The organism is Acidobacteriota bacterium (assembly GCA_028875725.1).
Classification (GTDB): domain Bacteria; phylum Acidobacteriota; class Thermoanaerobaculia; order Multivoradales; family Multivoraceae; genus Multivorans.
Genome location: JAPPCR010000006.1, coordinates 1811570 through 1833095 on the forward strand (window position 1 = coordinate 1811570; position 21526 = coordinate 1833095).

10 protein-coding genes are annotated in these 21526 nt (G+C 69.0%); 7 read left to right on the forward strand and 3 right to left on the reverse strand.

Annotated features, from left to right (window positions below; translation table 11 throughout):
• Positions 1 to 45 precede the first annotated feature (45 nt).
• The 3 genes from OXI49_09360 (at position 46) to OXI49_09370 (ending at position 7425) form a co-directional block, all read left to right on the forward strand.
• Positions 46 to 3747 (forward strand): carboxypeptidase-like regulatory domain-containing protein, encoded by a 3702-nt coding sequence (locus tag OXI49_09360; GenBank protein MDE2690706.1) that lies wholly within the window; start codon positions 46 to 48, stop codon positions 3745 to 3747.
• 196 nt (positions 3748 to 3943) lie between these two features.
• Positions 3944 to 5692: a CRTAC1 family protein gene (locus OXI49_09365; GenBank protein ID MDE2690707.1), complete on the forward strand. Its 1749-nt coding sequence runs from the start codon at positions 3944 to 3946 to the stop codon at positions 5690 to 5692.
• Positions 5689 to 7425: a tetratricopeptide repeat protein gene (locus OXI49_09370; GenBank protein MDE2690708.1), complete on the forward strand. Its 1737-nt coding sequence runs from the start codon at positions 5689 to 5691 to the stop codon at positions 7423 to 7425. The genes OXI49_09365 and OXI49_09370 overlap by 4 nt, the downstream gene beginning before the upstream one ends.
• Before the next feature lie 228 nt (positions 7426 to 7653).
• Here the strand turns inward: OXI49_09370 and purU are convergent, their stop codons facing one another.
• A complete protein-coding gene (gene purU, locus OXI49_09375) occupies positions 7654 to 8547 on the reverse strand; it encodes a formyltetrahydrofolate deformylase (protein ID MDE2690709.1) in 894 nt (297 codons plus the stop codon).
• 22 nt (positions 8548 to 8569) lie between these two features.
• On the opposite strand from purU, the gene OXI49_09380 reads away from it, so the two are divergent.
• Genes OXI49_09380 through OXI49_09395 form a run of 4 tightly spaced genes read left to right on the forward strand, consistent with a single transcriptional unit; the run spans position 8570 to position 18442 of the window.
• A complete protein-coding gene (locus OXI49_09380; protein ID MDE2690710.1) occupies positions 8570 to 10891 on the forward strand; it encodes a PSD1 and planctomycete cytochrome C domain-containing protein in 2322 nt (773 codons plus the stop codon).
• A gap of 27 nt (positions 10892 to 10918) precedes the next feature.
• Positions 10919 to 12397, forward strand: a complete 1479-nt coding sequence (locus OXI49_09385; GenBank protein MDE2690711.1) for a DUF1501 domain-containing protein — start codon at positions 10919 to 10921, stop codon at positions 12395 to 12397.
• 36 nt (positions 12398 to 12433) lie between these two features.
• On the forward strand, positions 12434 to 15397 hold the full coding sequence (locus tag OXI49_09390) for a VWA domain-containing protein (protein ID MDE2690712.1): 2964 nt from the start codon (positions 12434 to 12436) through the stop codon (positions 15395 to 15397).
• 6 nt (positions 15398 to 15403) lie between these two features.
• Positions 15404 to 18442: a VWA domain-containing protein gene (locus OXI49_09395; GenBank protein ID MDE2690713.1), complete on the forward strand. Its 3039-nt coding sequence runs from the start codon at positions 15404 to 15406 to the stop codon at positions 18440 to 18442.
• On the opposite strand, the gene OXI49_09400 is transcribed toward OXI49_09395, so the two are convergent.
• Positions 18439 to 19299 (reverse strand): fumarylacetoacetate hydrolase family protein, encoded by an 861-nt coding sequence (locus OXI49_09400; protein ID MDE2690714.1) that lies wholly within the window; start codon positions 19297 to 19299, stop codon positions 18439 to 18441. The two genes, OXI49_09395 and OXI49_09400, sit on opposite strands and share 4 nt — an antisense overlap.
• Positions 19296 to 21290, reverse strand: a complete 1995-nt coding sequence (locus tag OXI49_09405; GenBank protein MDE2690715.1) for a pyrroloquinoline quinone-dependent dehydrogenase — start codon at positions 21288 to 21290, stop codon at positions 19296 to 19298. Before OXI49_09405 ends, OXI49_09400 begins: the two co-directional genes overlap by 4 nt.
• Between the last annotated feature and the right edge of the window lie 236 nt (positions 21291 to 21526).

The following is a 21526-nucleotide window of genomic DNA, read 5'->3' on the forward strand; positions in this document are numbered from 1 at the left end:
TGCAGCCCTTGTCTTTCCCAACAACTTGATCCGAGGAGGAGCTCAATGAAGCGACTCGCAGTGGCTCTGATGCTGCTGGTCCCGTTCGGCGCATTTGCCGATGCACCGGAGACCGCAACTGTCAGCGGCACGATCGTTGACCCGGGAGGCTCGGCGCTTCCAGGCGTCAGCGTCACCCTGTCCAGTGAGCGCGGCGACAAGTTCGCGATCACGAACGAGAACGGCCAGTTCCGGTTTGTCGGTGTCGTGCCCGGCGCCTACAATCTGAAAGCGGAACTGCAAGGCTTGGGCGAGGCCGCGGCCGAGTTCCACGCCGCCGCCGGCGACCGGCAGGACCTCGACCTGACGCTGCAGGCAGCAATCGAGGGCGAGGTGACCGTCACCGGTGAAACGCCCATGGTCGACAAGTTCAACGTCACCGCGGGCAGCACCGTCACGTCCGAGATCGGCGAGCAGACCGCTGGCACGACGCGCACCTACTACGGCGTCATCAACGCACTGCCCGGCGTCACGTCGGACGCGCGCAACGACGACATCCAGCAGACGCGTCCGGCGGTCAACGGCACGCACTTCGCGGATCAGGGCGTCTACATCGACGGCGTCGACACAACGTTCGCCAAGTTCGGCGGCAGCCGCGTCTTCCTTCCCACCACGGCCGTGACCGAGGTGTCGATGGAGGCGGGCGGTTCCTCCGCCGAGTACGGCCGCTACATCGGCTCCTCGACCAACGTCATCGTGAAGTCGGGCACGAACCGGTGGCACGTCGACGCCCTCTGGCAGCGCCAGGCGATCAACTGGGGCGCGGACTACAAGGATCAGCCCTCGCTGGCTGAACGCCGCACTCAGCCCTATCCCGTGGACTGGTTCCGACGCTGCCACGGCGACGAGCGCGACGCCGGCCGCGGCCAGATCGCTCCCAGCCTCGTGCAGGAAGCCATCACGACCAACCGCGAAGCGTGTCTGCCCGGTTCCGATGAATGGGCGGGCGCGTCCGACGGCTACGAGTTCTCGGCCGGCGGCCCGATCCAGCGCGACAAGTTCTGGTTCTTCCTCGGCGTCAGCGAGTTCGACGACGCCTATAACGAGCGCCTGCTCGGCGGCGACCCGTACGACGTCAGCCTGTTCAACGACGCCCGCATCTTCAAGCTGAACATGCAGCCGAGCGCGAACCACTCGTTCGCCGCCTCGGCGATCGACACGCCGGCGTTCCGGAACTACTTCAACGACCAGTCCTCCGACTACTGGACGCCGACGCCGCACGAGAACGACAGCGTCCTGTCGACGGTCAACTGGAACTACGCGATCTCCGGCAACTGGTACCTGGAAGCCAAGGTCGCGTTCCAGGAGACGCAGGAGAACAAGTACCTCGCCTGCTACAACAAGCTGGAGCAGGAGAACCCCGAGGTCCTGAACCCCGACGGCATTCCGCTGCTTGAATGGCTGGCCCAGGACAACTTCCCCAACGCGTCGGCGCGCATGGTGGAGACCTGCCTGCAGGCCAAGTCGCTCGACCGCGGTCCGATCGCCGGACACAGCGCGACGAACACCTCGGGCGGCGACACCAGCTACCCGCTGCGGTTCCCGTTCAACCCGAGCCTGGGCATCTTCTACCCCGGCAACAACTACAATGTGTACCGGGACAACGAGAACCTGCAGGCCTGGCACAACGGCTGGATCCTCTCCGACGGCTTCGGCTTCAACGCCTTCCCGCGCGAGCAGGCGAACGTCGGCCTGACCCAGTTCATCGGCGCCAACCACGAGCTGAAGTACGGCCTGGACTACCAGGACACGAAGTGGGAGGGCGAGAACGCCCGTGTGCCGCTGCTCAACGGCTGGGGCTTCGATCCCACGAGTCCCTTCGGCTACTACCAGTCCGGGACGCTGGCCGAGGATTCGTGTTCGCTCCTGCGGGGCATCAACACCTCGCCAGAGAACCCGAACTTCGTCGGCGGCACGACCCGCGGCCGCGGCTGCTATTTCGTCGACTACAACTCGCCGCTCCTGACCTGCGAGGGCAACCACACCGACGGTCTCCCGCACCGGCCGACCCAGATCGAGCGGGTGAACGGGGAGATCGTCCGTACCGTGGGTACCTGCGTCGGCCGCGGCACCGGCGACACGGAGGTCCGGGACATCGGCTTCTACGTCCGGGACCGGTTCACGATCGGCGATCACTGGGTGGTCAACCTCGGCCTTCGTGCGGAACAGCAGGAAGCCTGGAACGACGTTCGGCGCCGGGTCGTCAACGACACATACGTCGACCCCCGGATCAACATCTCGTACGACATCAAGGGTGACGGCGCCCTGCTGCTCAACGCCAACTGGGGGCAGTACCACGCCATGCTCAACCAGGCCTGGATCTCCGGCGGCGACGTCGCACGGCCCAGCCTGCACGACCTGTGGAACGGGTACGAAGGCCGCGAAGTCTTCCTGTTCTGCGACCCGCTCGATGTCGTCGGCATGGGCATCCTGAAGGCGATCGGCTACGTCGACTACGACTGCAACTCGCCGTCGCGCCGCGACACGATCCGCGACGGCACGGTCGGCGCCCCGGTTCCCGGTTACAACCTGTCCTGGGAGCTGGCGCAGCCGGGTCTCATGTGGGACGCGGTCGCGGCCGGGCTCTACGACTTCGACATCCAGACCTACTACAAGCAGGAGGCGATTCTCGGCCTGGAGTGGCAGTTCCGCCCCGACTGGGCGCTGGACGTCAAGTACATCGACTGGCAGATGCAGGACATGATGTTCTCCAACTTCCAGCTCGACCACCGGGGGCGGGCCATCGGCATCACGGAGAACTACCACGATCTGGAGAAGATCGTGCTGGCCTTCGACGACGCCCGCGCACAGCGGTGGGCGGACGCCGGCTTCGATGAGGCGGACCGGCCGAGCGCGGTCAATCGCGACGCTCTCGCCAATGCGGACCCGTCGAAGAACTCGTACCGCGGCCTCCAGGTCCAGTTGAACCGGCGTTTCGCCGACGGCTGGGCGCTCTACAACAACGTGGCCTGGTCCGAGACCGACACGACAGGCGGCGGCGTCTGGTGGAACAACACGGACAGCGGGTACCTGGAACTCGTGCACGTGAACCTCACGGCTGACGCCGTCGAGCAGTGCCAGACGTCCCAGAGCATTCCGGACCGCCGGACCGGTCGGACCCGCACCTATCCGGAAGATTGCCATGCGCGGCTTGACGAGTTCGTCGGCCTGCCGGCCAGCATGATCAATCAGCGCGGTGTAAACGGCGTAGCCGACCGGACCTGGATCTACAACTCCTTCGGGTTCAAGACCTGGCGCATCGGAAACCAGGATCTGACGCTCGGCGGTCATCTGACATTCCAGACCGGTACGCCCTGGGCCCGGTCCGAGGGCGCGGGCATCAGCGCCCAGAAGACCTGCGCCCCGGGCGCCAGGCCCGCGGGGCTGCGGACGTGTCCGCCAATCACACCCTCCGACCCGACCAGCGACGCGCGGCCGGGCACGGCGAACGGTGGTGTCGGCGTCCGCCTGCACCCGTTCGGCGCGGAAGGCCGCCGCACGCTGGATGAGTACACGATCAACCTGAGCGGCGCCTGGGGCTTCCCCATGGGCTATCGGAACGTTCGTGGCGAACTCCGGGTCGAGGTCCTGAACGCGACCAACCAGCAGCGCCGCCGCCGCTGGGACGGTCAGGGCGAGGTCTACCCCGTGCGCCGGTACTACCAGCGCCCGAGGCAGATGAGGGCTTCGATCAAGTTCCGGTTCTAGGACCGGACCGAGAGAACCGGGGGCTTCGTCCCTCGGTCGAGGGAATCAAGGGGAGAGGGCTTCGGCTCTCTCCCCTTTCTCTTTGCGCGCTTCGACATCCCCTCAAGGCTGTCGATATGGTCTCCCACATGCTTCTCGCGGAGTCGACCTGACTAACGTTTCCGGGAGCCCCTCCCTGTCCCCGCCGGCACTCACCGTGCTGCTGATCGCTGCTGCCGGAGTCACCGCCTGCTCCGGCGATTCCCGCACGGCGGACAGCCGCGAACCGATGGGTTCGGGCACTCCCGCGCCGCCGACCGAACCCGCCGTCTTCGACGAACGAGCCGAAGACGTCGGCCTCGCCTTCCGCCACGGGAACGGCGCGCACGGACGCTACCTCCTGCCAGAGATCATGGGTTCGGGCGCCGCGCTCTTCGACGCCGACGGCGACGGCGACCTCGACGCGTACCTGGTGCAGGGGGCCGAGTTCGAATCAGGCGCCGGTGACGGCGGCTCCCCCTCCCGTGACCGCCTGTTCCGCAACGAGTTGGTCGAGACCGGTGAGCTTCGTTTCGTCGACGCGACGCACGACTCCGGCATCGAGTCGACCGGCTACGGGATGGGCGTAGCCGCCGCGGACTACGACGGGGACGGCCGCGTCGACCTCTACGTGACGAACCTGGGCCCCAACCGGTTCTGGCGGAACGTCGGCGGCGGCCGCTTCGAGGACGTGACGGCGGCTGCCGAAGCCGACGATCCCAGGTGGAGCGTGCCCGCCACGTTCTTCGACTACGACGGCGACGGCATGCTCGACCTGTTCGTCGCCAACTACGTCGACTTCAACCTCGGCAGCCACACGCTCTGCACCTTCGGCAGCGGCGAGCCGGACTACTGCAGCCCGAAGACCTACCGGGCCGAGCCGGACCGCCTGTTCCGCAACCTCGGAAATGGCCGCTTCGAGGAGTCGACGAACCGCGCCGGCCTCGCCGCCGAGTTCGGCAACGGCCTCGGCGCCGTGGCGGGCGACCTCGACCTGGACGGGCGCCTCGACCTCTACGTCGCCAACGACGGCACGCCGAACCAGATGTGGATGAACCGCGGCGGCGGTCGCTTCGAGAACCGGGCGCTGTTCGGCGGCTCGGCGGTCAATCGCCGCGGCGAAGCCGAGGCGGGCATGGGCATAGGCGCAGGCGACATGGACGGAGACGGCGACGAGGATCTCTACGTGACCCACATCACGGGAGAGACGAGCACCCTCTACCTGAATGACGGCCACGGCCACTTCACCGATGCCGGCATGCCCGCCGGCCTGGACCCTCCCAGCCTGCCGATGACCGGTTTCGGCACCGGCTGGCTCGACTTCGACAACGACGGCGACCTCGACCTCCTGGCGGTGAACGGCGCCGTGCGGCGCCTCGACCGCACCCGCAGCGGCGAAGAGGCCATGGCGCGCGCGTCCGCGGCTACCGACCACGAGCGTCGCTTCGGACAGCCGAACCAGCTCTTCCGCAACCTGGGCGACGGCCGCTTCGAGGACGCGTCCCCGCTCGGAGGACCGGCCTTCACGGCCTATGAAGTCACGCGTGGAGCCGCCTTCGGCGACGTGGACAACGACGGCGACACGGACGTTCTCGTCACGAACAACGACGGACCTGCCCGGCTGCTGATGAACCTGGTCGGCCAGGACGGCGGCTGGATGGGACTCCGGCTCGTGACCGCGGACGGCAAGCGCGATGCGCTCGGCAGCGTGGTCCACGTCGCGCTGGACGACGGCCGCGTCCTCATGCGCCGCGTGCGTGCCGCCATGAGCTACGCCTCCTCGAGCGACCCGCGGGTGCTGGTCGGACTCGGCGACGCCGGCATCGAGGATGTCCGCGTGGCCTGGCTCGGCGGCAAGGAGGAGTCCTTCGGGCCGCTTGCGCCGCGCACCTACCACGAGCTTCGGCAGGGCAAGGGCCGGCGATGAGCCGACCCTGCCTCGCGGCCGCCCTGCTGGCCCTCCTCGGCTGCGGAACCCCCGAGCGGGTGACGCTCCCCGCGGTCCACCAGGCCCATGACCCCGCAGTACGCGCCCAGGTCAACGGCCTCGAACGGAAGATCCGCACACTCGAAGGCAGCAACGCCAGCGAGGCGGAGCTCGGTGCGGCGGTTGGCGAGCTCGGCAGGCTCTACCACGGCGTCCAACTGCTGGACAACCACGCCTTCACCGCGCTCGAGGCCGCCGAGGACTGCTACCGGGAAGCGCGGCGGCTCGATCCAACCGACCATCGCTGGCCCTACCTCCTCGGATTCGCCGAGGAAACCCGCGGCGATCACGAAGCAGCGGCCGCCTCCTACCGGGCTGCACTGACGATCGAGCCCGAGCTGGTGCCGGCGATCCAGCGCCTCGCCCGATCGGAGGTCGAACGCGGTCGGCCCGACGATGCGGCCACGCTGTGGAACCGCGCACTGGAACTCCGGCCCGGGTTCCCGCCCGCGCTCTACGGACTCGGGAATCTCGCCCTCGAAGGCGGCGACGCCGAAACCGCCGCCGACTACCTCGAGCGCGCCATCGCCGCGGAACCGGGCGCCGGCCGCGGCCACTACTCGCTCGCCATGGCCTGGCGCCGCCTCGGCGATGAAGACCGTGCGGCCCGGCACTTCGCGCAGGCAAGCCACACCGACTTCCCGTTCGACGACCCCCTTATCGGGGAACTCGCCTACCTGCCGGCCGGCAGCGCCGCTCTGGTCCAGCAGGGCCTGATCGCGGTGCAGGCCGGCGAGTTCACCGCCGCGGCGGCCGTCTTCGCCCGCGCCATCGAAGCGGATCCGACGAACCTGGAGGCCCGCAAGCACCTGGCGCTGGCCCACGTCGACGCCGGTCAGTTCGAGCGGGCCGAAACCGCCTACGAAGAACTCCTGGAGCTCCACCCCGACCAGGCCTCGGCGCACTTCGAACTCGCCCAGCTCCAGGCCAACCGCGGCCAGGCGACCGAGGCGATCACGCATCTGACCCGGGCGATCGGGTTGGCCCCGGACTACAAGCAAGCGCACTACCAACTCGCCCTGCTCCTCGACCGGGCGGGTCGTCCCGCGGAAGCGCTGGAACGCTACGACCGCGTACTGGCGCTCGACCCCGACTACGCCGAGGCAGGGACACGGCGGGCCGCCGCCCTCGCCGCGTCGGGCCGGCCGGCGGAAGCGCTCGAGATTCTGACGGCGCGAGTCGCAGTCGCCCCATCGGATACCGCCGCCGTCCAGGCGTTGAGCGTCGTGCTGCGACAGCAGAACCGCCTGCAGGAGGCCCGCACCGCCCTGGACCGAAGCCTTCGCTCGACGGAGTTCGCTCCCGCCGACGAGGCCCGGCTGCGAACCGAGCTCGGCGGCATCCTGGCCATCGAACGGCGCCTGAGGGACGCGGCACGTGAACTTCGCACGGCGCAGGAACTCGATCCGACGGAACCCCAGACCAGCTTCGTCCTCGGCATGGTCCTCCTCGACCTCCGCCGCCCCGAGGAGGCCGCCCGCGCCTTCGCCGCCGCCCTCGCCGTCCGTCCCGACCTCACGCTGGCACGCCTGCGTCTCGCCGCCATCCTGGCCCAGACCAACCGCTGCGAGGAGGCCATTGCTCTTCTCGACGATGGCCGCCGCTTCGCCACGAACGATGCGGTCTTCGCCCAGGCATCGCAGCAACTGCGGGCTGCCTGCACAGAGCAGTAGGTCACCGCACCCAGTGTGCAACGCCCAAGTGGAATCGTCCAGCCATCGCCGGGCCGGAGGGGAGGGTCGCAGGGGGCTAGAGGCCAGCGACTGCCCATGCCATCCCAACGGCCAACCCGTAGCGGAGCGCAGCCGACCGCAGCGAACCCCCAGTCTTCCATCCACCGAGCGGGGGTGAGCGGCCCCTGCGACCCTCCCCTCCGGCCCGGCGATGGCGGGTCAAACGCGCTAGCCGAAGACGATCGCGCGGTTGTCGACGACGAGGACGCGGTGTTCCAGATGCGCCTGGACGGCGCGGGCGAGGACGACGCGTTCGAGGTCCCTGCCGCGGCGCACCAGGGTGGTCACCGAATCGCGGTGGCTGACCCGCGTCACGTCCTGTTCGATGATCGGTCCCTGGTCGAGTTCCGCCGTGGCGTAGTGCGCCGTGGCGCCGACGACCTTGACGCCGCGCAGGTAAGCCTGGCGATAGGGACTGCCGCCGGGAAAGGCCGGCAGGAACGAGTGGTGGATATTGATCACCCGGTTAGGGAAGCACTCGAGAAAGCGGGGAGTGAGGATCTGCATGTAGCGGGCGAGCACCACGAGGTCGACCCGAGCCTCCTCGAGGATGCCGATCATCCGTTCTTCCTGCTCGCTGCGGGTCTCTCGCGTCACCGGCAGGTGGTGGTACGGCAGCCCGTTGTACTCCGCCTCCGCCGTGTGATCGGGATGGTTGCTGATGATGCAGACGGGGCGCCCGGGCAGCTCACCCAGCCGCCAGCGGGACAGCAGGTCGTGCAGGCAGTGCGCCGGCTTCGAGGCGAGTACGCCCACCCGCTGCTCCTCGTCCGAGAAGGCGATGCGGCTCCTGACCGAGAAATGGTCGCCGATCTCCCACTCGAGCAACGGCTTGATCGTCTCCCGGTCCAGGTCGAAGTGGTCGATCTCGAACTCGAGGCGCTGGAAGAACTTGCCGAGTTCCTCGTCCCGGTGGGTTTCGGACGCGCAGATGATGCCTCCGTGATCGTTCACGAAGCCCGTGACCGTCGCGATGATGCCGATCGCATCGTCACAACTCAGCAGGAGGGTCGCCGTTACGTCGTGCGGCTTCAGCAGGGCGCCGTGTCGGTGTTCGGCCACTGGCGATATGATCGCATACACCATGCCAGCAACGGCTCAGTCCAGGCGGGGCGCCGTGGGCGCGGGCCTCGCTCTGCTGACCTTCGGCACAGCCACCGCCGCCGCTCAAACCGCGCAAACGCCGGCCGACGGCATCAAGCTGTTCGAAGAGAACGTCCAGCCCGTCCTGGAGCGGAACTGCTACATGTGCCACTCGGACCCGGAACGGGCCGAGAACGGCCTCCTGCTGACCACGAGAGCCGGACTCCTGCGCGGCGGCGAACGGGGACCGGCGATCTCCACCTCCGAGCCTCCTCTGAGTCTGCTCCTCCACGCGGTCGGCTACGAGGACGAGCAGTTGCAGATGCCGCCTTCGGGCCGGCTGGCCGACGCGGACCTCGAGGCGATCCGCCAGTGGGTGCAACTCGGCGCCCCGTTCGGCGGCGACGAGGACCAGCTCACGGAGGTCGCGCCGGCCGCGGACGCCTTCGAGATCACGGACGCCGACCGGGAATGGTGGTCCGTGCGGCCGCTCGAGCGGCCGGACGTCCCGGCTGTCGCCGACACTGCCTGGCCGCTCAACGCGGTCGACAACTTCCTGCTCGCGAAGATTGAAGCAGCCGGCCTCGAGCCGCCGCCGGCCGCCGACCGCCGGACACTGATCCGGCGGGCGAGCTACGACCTGACCGGGCTGCCGCCGACGCTCGAGGAAGTCGAGGCCTTCGAGCTGGACGACCGCCCCGACGCCTGGGAACGCCTGATCGACCGTCTCCTCGCGTCGCCCCACTACGGCGAGCGCTGGGGACGGCACTGGCTCGACCTCGTCCGCTACGCGGAGACGGACGGCTACGAGCGCGACCGCAAGAAGCCCTCCGCCTGGCGTTACCGCGACTGGGTGATCGACGCGCTCAACGCGGACATGCCGTACAACGAGTTCCTGACCCATCAGCTCGCCGGCGACGAACTCGACAACCCGACCGCGGCCTCGGTCATCGCCACGGGCTACCTGCGGCTCGGGATCTGGGACGACGAGCCGACGGACACGGCGCTCGCCCAGTATGACGATCTGGACTCGGTCCTCGACGTGACCTCCCGGGTGATGCTCGGCATGTCGATCGGCTGCGCCCGATGCCACAACCACCGCGGCGACCCGATCCCGCAGACCGACTACTACCGCATGCTGTCGTTCTTCCGCGGCATCGCGCCCTACAAGGTCGGCGGCGGCAACCAGCCCACGCCCGAGAACTACACGGACTGGATCCCGCCGGACCTGGGAACGGCGGAAGGCGAACGCCCCGTGGTGGAGGGGCCGCCCCGCCTGATCGAGGTCCTGCGCGTAAAGGAGATCGGCCCCGAGGCGCCGCCGACCCACGTCCTCATCCGCGGCAACCCGCATGCGCCGGCGGAACGCGTCGAACCCGGCTTCCCCCTCATCCTCGGCAACGCGGATCCGGGCCTTGGAGAACGCGCGGCGGACTCCCCGACGACCGGCCGCCGGCGCGCCCTGGCCCGCTGGATCGCGGACGACGGCAACCTGCGCACTTCGCGGGTGATGGCGAACCGCCTCTGGCAGTACCACTTTGGCCGCGGCCTGTCGCCGACGCCGAACGACTTCGGACGCTTCGGGCAGGAGGCGACCCACCCCGACCTGCTCGACTGGCTGGCAACGGAGTTCGTGGCCCGGGACTGGAGCCTCAAGTCCATGCATCGGCTGATGATGACCAGTCGGGCCTACCGGATGTCCTCACGCCCTCCCCACGGTGCCCTTGAAGCCGACCCGGGCAACGACCTGTTCAGCCGCTTCAACATGAGACGGCTGACCGCCGAGGAGATCCGGGACTCCGTCCTGGCCGCGACCGGCCGCCTCAACCTGGAACTCGGCGGACCCAGCGTCTACCCGCCGATGCCGGAAGAGGTGCTGGCGACCGCTTCGCAGCCCGACAAGGCCTGGGGCGAGTCGTCCCCCGAGCAGGCGTCACGGCGCAGCGTCTACATCCACGTCAAGCGCTCGCTCCTGCATCCGCTGCTCGAGAGTCTCGACATGGCCGACACCGACTCGACCTGCCCGGTCCGCTTCACGACGACCCAGCCGACGCAGGCCCTGATGATGCTGAACGGAGAATTCATGAGCGAGCAGGCCAGGGCGCTCGCGGCGCGGATCGATGGCGCCGACGGCACGGTTGAAGAGCGCGTGACCGAGGCGCTCGAGGCGGTGCTGGCGAGACGGGCCCATCCGGTCGAAGTGGCCCGAGGCCTCGGGTTGATCGAGGAGCTGCAGCGGCAGGAAGGCTTCGACCCCTCGGCCGCGTTTGCCAGTTACTCCCTTCTGTTATTGAATCTGAACGAGTTCGCCTATCTTGACTGAGAATCGTCTCGACTGAGGAGCGGAACGATGACTCCTGAACCAGAACGCCCCCGCAACACCTTCTGTGGCCAGACCCGGCGCGAGTTCCTCTGGGAAGCCGGAGGCGCCTTCACCTCTGTAGCTCTGGCGGGCATGTTGTCGACGGACGACTTCCTCGCCGCACAGACCGTCGCGGCCGACGGGACGACCGAGTGGAAGAACCCCCTCGCCGCCAGGCCGCCCCACTTCGACGGCCCGGCGAAGGCGGTCATCTTCCTCTTCATGTACGGCGGCCCCAGCCAGGTCGACACCTTCGACTACAAGCCCGACCTTTACCCCTTGGACGGCAAGACGATCGAGATCAACACGAAGGGCCGCGGCGGCACGCGCAACGAGGGCCGGGTGGTCGGACCGAAGTGGCAGTTCAAGCAGTACGGCGAGTGCGGCAAGTGGGTCTCCGACCTCTTCCCGAATCTCGGCGGCTGCGTCGACGACATCGCCTTCATTCACTCGATGACCGCGGACGCGCCGCTTCACGGCTCGGCCATGCTGCAGATGAACAGCGGCCGCATCCTCTCCGGCAGTCCCGCTCTCGGCTCCTGGGTGAACTACGGCCTCGGCACCGAGAACGAGAACCTGCCCGGCTTCGTCGTGATGCTCGACCCCACCGGCGGGCCGATCAGCGGCGCCAAGAACTGGTCCAGCGGCTACATGCCGGCCAGCTACCAGGGCACGGTGATCCGGTCGAGCGGCACGCCGATCCTGGCCCTCGATCCGCCGCCGGGCATGTCGCGCGAAGCGCAGCGCCGCCTCCTCGACCGCCTGCGGGAGTACAACGAGGAGCACGCCGCGCCACGCGCCGAGAACAGCGAGCTGGCCGCCCGCATCGCGAGCTACGAACTCGCCTACCGGATGCAGCAGCACGCGCCGGAAGCGGTCGACCTCTCCGGTGAGTCGGAGGAGATCCGCAGCCTCTACGGTCTCGACCAGGATCGCACGAAGGACTTCGGGCGTCGCTGCCTCCTGGCGCGCCGCCTGGTCGAGCGCGGCGTACGCTTCATCCAGGTCTACTCCGGCGGCAACCACAACGACAACAACTGGGACGCCCACGGCGACCTGGTCAAGAACCACGAGTACCACGCCGGCGGCACGGACAAGCCGATCGCCGGCCTGCTGCGGGACCTCAAGCAGCGGGGCCTGCTCGACAGCACGCTGGTCATCTGGGGTGGCGAGTTCGGCCGCCAGCCGACCGCCGAGTACGCAGAGGGCACCGGCCGCGACCACAACGCCTACGGCTTCACGATGTGGATGGCCGGCGGCGGAATCAAGGGCGGCGTCAGCGTCGGCGAAACGGACGAACTCGGCAACCGGGCCGAGGTCGACCGCTTCCACGTCAAGAACCTCCACGCGACGATCCTCCAGCAGTTGGGCCTGGACCCGAACGCCCTCTCGTACTTCCACGCCGGCCTCGACCAGAAGCTGGTGGGCGTCGAAGGCGCGGCACCGATCCACCAGATCGTCGCCTAGCGGCCTTTGCCTGTGCGTTGGACCGCGGCGGTCGCCTTGTGGGTTTGCGCAGCGACCGCGGCGCTTGGCCAGCAGACGGTGACGTTCGAGGCGAACGGGGGCTCCGAGGCTGAGCTGCGCGGGGAACTGGAGCTCCGGGTCGACGGAGTGAATGTAGGGATCGAGGGCGTCACACGGGCCGAAGACGGCTGGCAAACGCTCGTCTATGTCGACATGGCGCTGACGACTCCGGGGCCGGTGTTTCAGCTTGCCGAAGCGCTGCGCCAGCAGTTGGACCCGCTGCTCGCGACCGGCAGCCTGGAAGTCGTGGTGGCGGATCCGCTTGCGAGGACGATTCTGCCGCCGACTCGGGATCGCGATCTGGCGGAAGCCGCGCTGGACCGCCTCGCCACGGGCGAAGAAGCGGCAAGCGCGCTGGTCGAGAGACGACGCCTGTTCGCCAGCGAGCGGGACATCGAGATCTCGAGGGCTCGGCGGCAGACGGCGGCAGGCGGTGACCTGGGGTCCGAACTCGAAGCCGTGCTGCAGCAGATGGCGACGGACGCGATCCGCGACGAAGCCGCAATGCGCCGGAGCCAGATCGACGAGATCGTCTCGTTCCTGGCGGCGCGGGAGGACCTGAGGCGCGAAGCTCAGCGCGGCCCGGAGACCGCCTCCGGGGAAGAGATGCCTGCTTCCCGCCGACACCTCGTCCTGCTGGCCGACGGCCTGGTCACGGATTCGTTGAGCTACTACCTCGAACTCGTGCCGACGGCCGGCGCGCTCGCCGTCGAGGCGGCGACCATGCCAAGCCTCCGTCCGGTCGCCCAGACCGCGGCCGCCTTCGGCTGGACCGCTGCGCCCGTCGCCTTTGCCGCGGGCGACGACGGCGATGGCCTCAACATCCGTTCGAACGAGGTGACCGTCGGCTTCACGTTGCGCTTCAACCGGCCACGCGCTGGCGTTTCGCAGACGGTCGAGGAGGAACTGGGCCTCTTCGTGCAGCCGGGCGACTGGGCGGTAGCCGCCGACACCACGGGCGGCGAGGTTCTCCTGAACGAGGTCGCCGTCGCGGACTGGATCGAGCGGCTCCCCCAGCGCTTCGAGGCGAGCTTCGACCTGCCGGACGGGACCGCGGCCGCCGGCTCGTTCGACCTGAGCGCCGCCGGGGGTGAGCGTGAGATCAACGCGCCGGTCGTCACTCCGGGAGCGGGTTCACCCGACGAGGTCGCCGAGGTGCGACTGCGGCGCGCCTTCGAGGGCGAACTCGACAGCGAGTTCGAAGGCGGCGACGCCGGAGTCGAGGTCGTGGCGTCGCTCCGGATCGAGTCGGCCTCGCCTGACCGGGTTGTCGGCCGGCTGACAAGCACCATCGTGCCGCCGGCCGGCTCGCCGCCGGCCGACGCCTCGACGTGGAGGGTCAGCACCGGACTCCACCGCGAGGACGGCAGCGTCATCACCAGCCACGGCGTTCCGTTCGGCGCCCCCGGAGCGGAAACCCTGACCTTCGAACGACCGCTTCAGCTTCCGCCCGGCACGGACTCGGCGATCGTCCTGGCCGAGAATCTCCGCGGTGGAGACTGGGGCTACGCTGTCGTCGACTTCCTCGACCTCGTGGAACAGGCCGTCGATTCCGGTACCGCGGCGCGGAGCCGGGCAATCAGCCTCCGGCCGGAGGACCCCCTTAAGCGCCGCGGCCGCGCCACGTTCGTGGCCGAGATTCTTGAACCCTTCACCGATCAGGTCGAGCGGGTCGTCTTCTACTTCAACGGCCGGCGGGTCGCGGCTCGCAACCGGGCGCCGTACCGGGCGCGCATCGATCTCGGCCGCGGCGACCGCCTCGGCCGGGTCGAGGCGGTCGCCTTCGACGCCGAGGACAGGGAACTCGACCGGCACGAACTCCTGGTCAACCAGCCTCCGCATGCGTTCTGGGTCCGCATCACCGAACCCGGGGAAGGGCTACTCGCCGGACCAGTGGACGTCGCCGCCGAACTCAAGCTGCCGCGCGGAGGCCGCCTGATGGAGATGCGCTTCTTCGTCAAGGACCGGCTGGCGGGAACGGCGACCGAGGCGCCGTTTCGCCGTGAGGTGCTGGTGCCGGTCGGCGATCCGGAGTCCTACCTTCGAGTGGAGGCCCAGTTGACGGACGGACGGATCGCCGAGGACGTCCTGTTCCTGAGCCGTCCGGGCCTCTCCGCCCGCATCGGGGTCGAACTCGTCCAGCTCTACGTCGTCGCCACCGACCGTTCGGGGCAACCGGTAAGGGATCTCACGGTCGCCGACTTCGCCGTCTTCGAGGACGATCGCGTCCAGGAGCTCGAGTCCTTCCGGATCGCGTTCGACCTGCCGCTCACCCTGGGGCTGGCGATCGACACCTCGAGCAGCCTGTTCCTCCGCATGCCCGACGTGAAACGGGCGGCCGTTGAGTTCCTCGAGTCGCTCGAGCCGAGGCGCGACCGCGCCTTCCTGGTCGGCTTCGGCACCGAACCACGCCTGGTCCGGGCCGCCACCTACAACCTGAACTCGGTGCGGGGCGGCATCGGAGCGCTCAGGCCGCGCGGCCGCACCGCCGTTTGGGGCGCGCTGTCGCTGGCCCTGGACCAGCTCGAGGGTCTGCGCGGCCGCAAAGCGCTCGTCGTCTTCTACGACGGCGACGACGAGGACTCCGACGCCGCCTTCCGGCAGAGCCTCGAACAGGCGCGGCGCGCCCGGGTGCCGGTCTACCTGGTACTGATGAACGACGAGGCGGCGCGCACCGACGGCCGGAGCTTCAGCACCCGCACCTTCGTCAGCAAGCTTGAGCGGATGGCGAAGGCGGGAGGCGGCCGCGTCTACTACGTCCGCCACGACGAGGACCTGGCGCCGATCTTCGACTCGATCAGCCGGGAACTCCGCAGCCACTATCTCCTGACCTACTACCCGAAGGAGGAGCCGGGCGGCCCCAACTGGCGCGAGGTCAGCGTGGAACTCGAACGCAACGGGGTCGTGGCCCGGACAATCGAGGGGCGGGAGGTAAGGTAAAAGGAGATGATCTCCGCCTGCTCGCGGAGCGGTCTGTTGCCGGCCGTCGCTGCGCTACTCGCCGTTCTCTCCCCCGCCCTCGGCGCGGCGCAGGTGCTGAACCGCGACGCTGAGATCATCCTCCAGGTCCCATCCTCGGCCCCTCCCCGCCAGCTCGACAGGCGAAGCGTCGAGATCCTGGAAAACGGTCAACTCAGGGAAGTCCTGGCGGTCGAACCGATCGAGGAGCGTTGGCGAGTCGTCGTCTACTTCGACCTGCCGGGCTCGACACCCGAGGGGATCGAGGCGGCGGCCGCCGCGGTGGGGAGCGCTGCCGATGCTCTGGTGACGCTCGGCGACGTCGAGATGATCACCGCCGACCGGATCGCCGAGGTCGAGCTCGCACCGACCGCGAACGCCGGGCTGGTGCGGGCGGCTGCCGCGGCGGTCGGTGCCCGGGCCGGCGCCGCGGGCGCCCTGTTCGAGCGGCGCCGGGAGATGCAGGCGGCCGCCGACGAACGCTCGGGCGACCCGGAGGCGGACGCGTTGCGCACCGCCGACCTGCTCGAGGGATTCCTGCTGGAGCTCGACACGCTGCGCTGGCAGCGGGCGAACCTGCTCGAGTCGCTCGAATCGCTCGGTGACGGCGCCTGGACCGGTGGTCCACCGCGGGTGCTGTTCCTCGTGCGCGACGCGACCGACCTGGACGCGGACGCGTTCGCTCAGGAACTGCTGGGCGAACCCATTCCCGCGTTCGAACGCGCGGCCCTGAGCGAACAGCAACAGCAACGCAGCCTGGCTCGAACCGTCGCGGCGCTCGGCTGGCGCGTCCATGCCCTTCAGCTCGCGCCGGCAGCCGGAGAGGTCGACGGTCTCCTGCCCGGAAGACTTCAGTCGGCCCGAGAGTTCGTAGCGGCCAGCGGCGGCGAGGTGCTCCTCGCCGAGAGCGGAGGGATCACGCCTGCGCTCGAGCGGCTGCAGGCGTCCTGGCGGGTTCGCTACCGCTCGTCCGGCCCCCGCGACGGCGCCACCCATCCGATCGACGTTCGCATCGCCTCGACCACTGCGTCCGGCGGACCTCCGCCGGACGTCCTGGCGCGCCGCTGGGCCACCGTCGCGGCGCCGGCGGACCTGGTCGCCCTCCGCGCCAACCGCGCGCTCGACGCCCTGAGCCGGGATGGCGACGGTGCCACCGACGATGGCAGCGGCGAACTCGCCGTCCGGGGCGTCCTGCTGCCCCAAGGCATCCAGTCGGCCACGGAAGGCGCGCCTGCCGAGTTCGTCACGCTCGACGGGCTCGCCACCCTGGGCGCCAATCCCCCACCCTCCAGCGACGCACTCCGGCTCACGGTCTACGGCCGGGGCCTGGACGCGCCGGCCTTCCTGCTTCACCGCGCGGGAACCGGAGCCGACCTCAGGAGAGGAACGTGGCGCTTCCGCACTCTCTTCGACCTGCCGGTGGCCATCGACGAACTCGTCCTGATGGTCGAAGACCTGCGCAACGACCGCTGGCAGGTCGAGTTCCTCGAAACCGCGTCAAGCCCCATCGATGACCGCAGCGACATGGAGCTGCTGGTGCCGGAACCAGGCGCCGGTTCGCTCACGGCCGCCCCGACCGAGGCCGAGATCCTCGCGGCGGCCAGGACCGCTGCCCGCCGGGCCGGCTGGGCAGGTGGCCGGCGGGAGAACATCCTCGACCCCGCAGCCGGCTCCAGCCTCGTGCGTCTGATCCCGCCCCGCGGCGAGCGGTCTGGGCTCAGCGGCAGGAAGTCGTTCAGCACGGTGACCACGAGCGACGTCGTGCGACGGGTGAAGTTCTACCTCGACGGCGAACAGGTCTTCGACGATCGGCGCAAGCCCTTCCAGACCACGATCGACCTGGGGCCGGAGGCGCTGCCCCACACGGTCCGGATCGTCGCCTACGACCGCTCGGACCGCTGGTTGGGTGAGGACGAACTGACGATCAACGAGCGCCAGAGACGGGTCGGAGTCGGTATCGCGGCAGTGGAGGCGCAACCCGGGGGCCGGTACGCCGTGGAGGCCCAGGTCGAGCTGACCCGCGGCCGCGCTCTCGACCGGGTCGAGTTCTACCGCAACGACCGCCTCGCGGCTACCTTGACCCGACCTCCGTTCCGCACCGTCCTGCCCGGACCCGCAATCCCGGGCGCCGACTTCGCCCGCGTTGCCGTTCATCTGGACGACGGCACGATGATCGAAGACGTGGAGTTTCTCTCCTCCGATACGCCAATGGCCGAAACGGTGGTCAACCTGGTCGAGGTCTACGTCGTCGTCAACGATGAGGAAGGCAAGCCGATCACGACCCTCGAAAGCGACGACTTCGTACTGCGGTCCGGTCGACGGGAGATCCCGATCGAGCGCTTCGCGGTCGCCGAAGACGTGCCCCTGGTGCTCGGCCTGGCCGTCGACAGTTCCCAGAGCATGTTCGCCCTGATGCCGGACACCCGTCGAGCGGCGGCCCGCTTTCTCGGCAACACCCTCACCCAGATCGACCAGGCGTTCCTGGTCGACTTCGACACCCGGCCGCGCCTGCTCTCGGACACCACCGCCGACGTCAGCGAACTGATCAGCACCCTGGGACGGATCCAGGCAGACGGGCAGACCGCCCTCTACGACGCCATGCAGTTCTGCCTGGTCCATCTCGCTCGCGACCAGGGACGGCGCGCCCTGGTCGTGTTGACGGACGGCGACGATTACGGCAGCCAGAGCAGCTACCGGCGGACGTTCAGGACGGCCGGAAACACCGGCGTGCCGATCTACGTCATCTCGATGAGCCAGGGCGAAGACCGTTGGGGACGCGGTCCCCGCAAGCTGGACCTTGAAGCGATCACGAAGGCGAGCGGCGGACGCGTGTACTACGTCGCCAGCATGGACGCAGTGCTCTGGGCCTACGGACACATCGGCGAGGAACTGCGTAGCCAGTACATGCTCGGCTACGCCACGGGCGAGCCGCTGACTCCCCGTGAGGTGCAGTCCATAAAGGTGGAACTGCGGGACAAGCGGCAGGACCGCGAAGTGCGGATGACCGTCGGCCGCGGCCGCGGCTAGGGCTCGGCGATCACCGGGTTCTCGAGCCCACCCAGGCCGTCGATCTCGATCCGTACCGTGTCGCCGGCGACCAGGAACTTCGGCGGCTTGAAGGCAAGGCCCACGCCCGCCGGCGTGCCCGTGCTCACCACGTCGCCTGGTTCGAGCGTGCACATGGTCGAAATCGTCTCGACCAGCTTCGGGCAGTCGAAGACGAGTTCCCGCGTGTTCGAGTCCTGACGCAGCTCGCCGTTTACCCAGGTACGGATACCGAGCGCCTTCGGATCCTCGACCTCGTCGGCGGTCACCAGGTAGGGCCCCATCGGACCGTGGGTGTCCCAGCCCTTGCCGAGGATCATCGTCGGCGAACGTCGCTGCCAGTCGCGAACGGAGACGTCGTTGACGATCGTGTAGCCCGCGATCACGGACCCGGCATCAGCCGCAGCGACGCCCCGGCAGCGTCGCCCGATGACGAAGGCGAACTCGCCCTCGTAGTCGACTGCGGAGGACGCGCGCGGGATGTGGATGTCCCCTCCCGGCCGGTTGACGCAGGTGACCTGCTTGTTGAAGACGGTCGGGAACGCAGGGAGTTCCTGGCCCGTCTCGGCAGCGTGATCGGCGTAGTTCAGGCCGATCGCGAAGAACTTGCGCGGCTTGGGCACCGGCGCCAGGAGCGTCTGCTCGGCCAATGCGACCCGTCCGTCGCCGGAGTCGACGGCGCGGCGGGCCGCCTCTATCGCCGCCTCACCGGCGGCCAGGAGCCGGCACATGCCCCGCGGCAGGTCGGGCGCCGCGACGCTCAGATCGACGACCGTTTCTTCGTCCGCGAGCACGCCGATCGCGGAACGGCCGTCACGCAGCAGCGAAAGGAGCTTCACGGGCCGGTCTCCTTCAGAGAGCTCTGCGGCAACGCGAAGGCGATGATCCCTGCTTCGCCCTCAGCTTCGTCCGTGCCGGTAACCGCAAGCGCGATGTACTGGCGCCCGCCGATCGCGTAGGACATCGGCGTCCCGCTCGGCGACGCGGAGAGTTCGATCTCGTGGATCACATCGCCGGTCTTCTTGTCGTGCGCCCGCAGGACGGAGACTTCCCCGCCCCCCGGGCCGCCGGTCAACCCCGGCGCGCCGCCCTGGGCCTGGAAGAGCAGCGTCTTCGTCAGCAGCGGTCCGGCCGCGGGCGGACCGCCGAGCGGACCCGGATCCTCGCCGGCCAACTCCGCGACCTGCTTCCGCGGGCCGTCGCCAAGCGGCTGCATCCAGGCGTGCTCGCCGGTGTTCAGGTCGATCGCCGTGAGCCGGCCGTAGGGCGGCCTTGTCAGCGGCAGTCCCTCCGGTCCCTGCAGGGCGAAGTCGTCAATGCTCGCCATGCCGCGTACGTACCGGAAGTTGGAACGGGCGCCGTCCGGCTCGACCAGCCTGACGACCATCGGCATGGTGAAGGAGGGGATGTAGATCGTCGCCGTCTCGGGATCGACCGCGGCGCCGTACCAGTTGGCGCCGCCGCCCCAGCCGGGCAGCAGCAGGGTCCCCTGGAGCGACGGCGGCGTGAACAGCGGACCGGAAACGTACTGGTCCCGGATCTTCTTGGCCGCTTCGTGGAGTTCCGGCGTGAAGGAGATCAGCATGTCGTCGCTCTCGAAGCCCTGATGCTCGTAGGGCGCCGGCTTCGTCGGGAACGGCTGGGTCGGCGACGTTCGCTCGCCCGGAACGTCGGTCTGCGGCACCGGCCGCTCCTCGATCGGCCAGACCGGCTCGCCGGTCACGCGGTCGAAGACGTAGATGAAGCCCTGCTTCGTCGTTTGGGCGACTGCCTTGATCTGTTCGCCGTCGACGGTTACGTCGACCAGGTTCGGCGCCGCCGGCACGTCGTAGTCCCACAGCCCGTGGTGGACGAACTGGAAGTGCCACACCTTCTCGCCGGTCGCCACGTCGAGGCAGACCAGGCTCTCGGCGTAGAGGTTGTCGCCGAGGCGGTGGCCGCCGTACCAGTCGTTCGTCGGCGTGCCGGTGGGCAGGTAGACGTAACCGAGTTCCGGGTCGCCGCTCATCACGGTCCAGACGTTCGTGTTGCCACTGTACGTCCAGGATTCGTCCTCCCACGTCTCTACCCCCGGTTCGTCCCCCTGGGGAATCGTGTGGAAGATCCACTTCTGTTTGCCGGTACGGACGTCGAATCCGCGGACGTGCCCCGGCGGCATCTCCTTCCGGGTCGGGCCATCGAAGATCGAGGAACCGACAACGACCGTGTCGCCGACGATCATCGGCGCCGAAATGACCGAGTAGATCCGGCGCTGCACCGGCCGCCCGAGCCCAACCGTCAGGTCGACCTTGCCTCCTTCGCCGAAGTCCCCGACCGGCTCGCCCGTGTGGGCGTCGATGGCCCAGAGGTACGCCTGGTTCGTCGGCATGAGGATCCGCGCCTGCTCGCCGTCCGTCCAGTAGCCGACGCCGCGGTGGTTGTAGCCGAGGTTCGTGGGCCGGCTCTGCCTCCAGTCCTCCGTGTCGAACACCCACTTCTGTTCGCCGGTCTCCCCGTCGATCGCGGCCACCTGGCCGAACGACGTCGACGCGTAAAGCACACCGCCGACCATGAGCGGGGTCACCTTGTAGGCGCCCGGCCGGAGCATCCGGTGCCGCTCGGCGGCCTCGGCGTTGTCCGGGGAGTCCCAGCCCCAGACGACCTCGAGTTCGGCGACGTTGTCCCGGTCGATCTGGTCGAGCGCGGTGTACTTCGTGCTGCCGTGGTCGCCGCCGTAGGACGGCCAGTCGCCGGCGCCGACGCCGTGCTGGGCCCAGGCCGCTACCGACCCGACGACCAGCAACGCCGGCATCAGCGTCGATGTCACGAGTCTTCGTTGTGATCTGGTCAAAGGTCTCTCCTTCAGTCCTTCCGTCGTCCTCGGTATCGGCTCGTATGTCCGAGTGCCGGTGCGCCGGCCTTCTGGCCGGCCTCCGCCTGCAGTCTTCGGTCGCTCCGCGGCCGCGCGATCATACCGGCGGCAAGCCACACAACGGCCGCCCATCTTCTGTACGGCAACCAACGCCCCAAGTTCGTGCCATATGCTTGCCCCTTCACCGACCGACCGTTCGGACGCTTCCACGACCA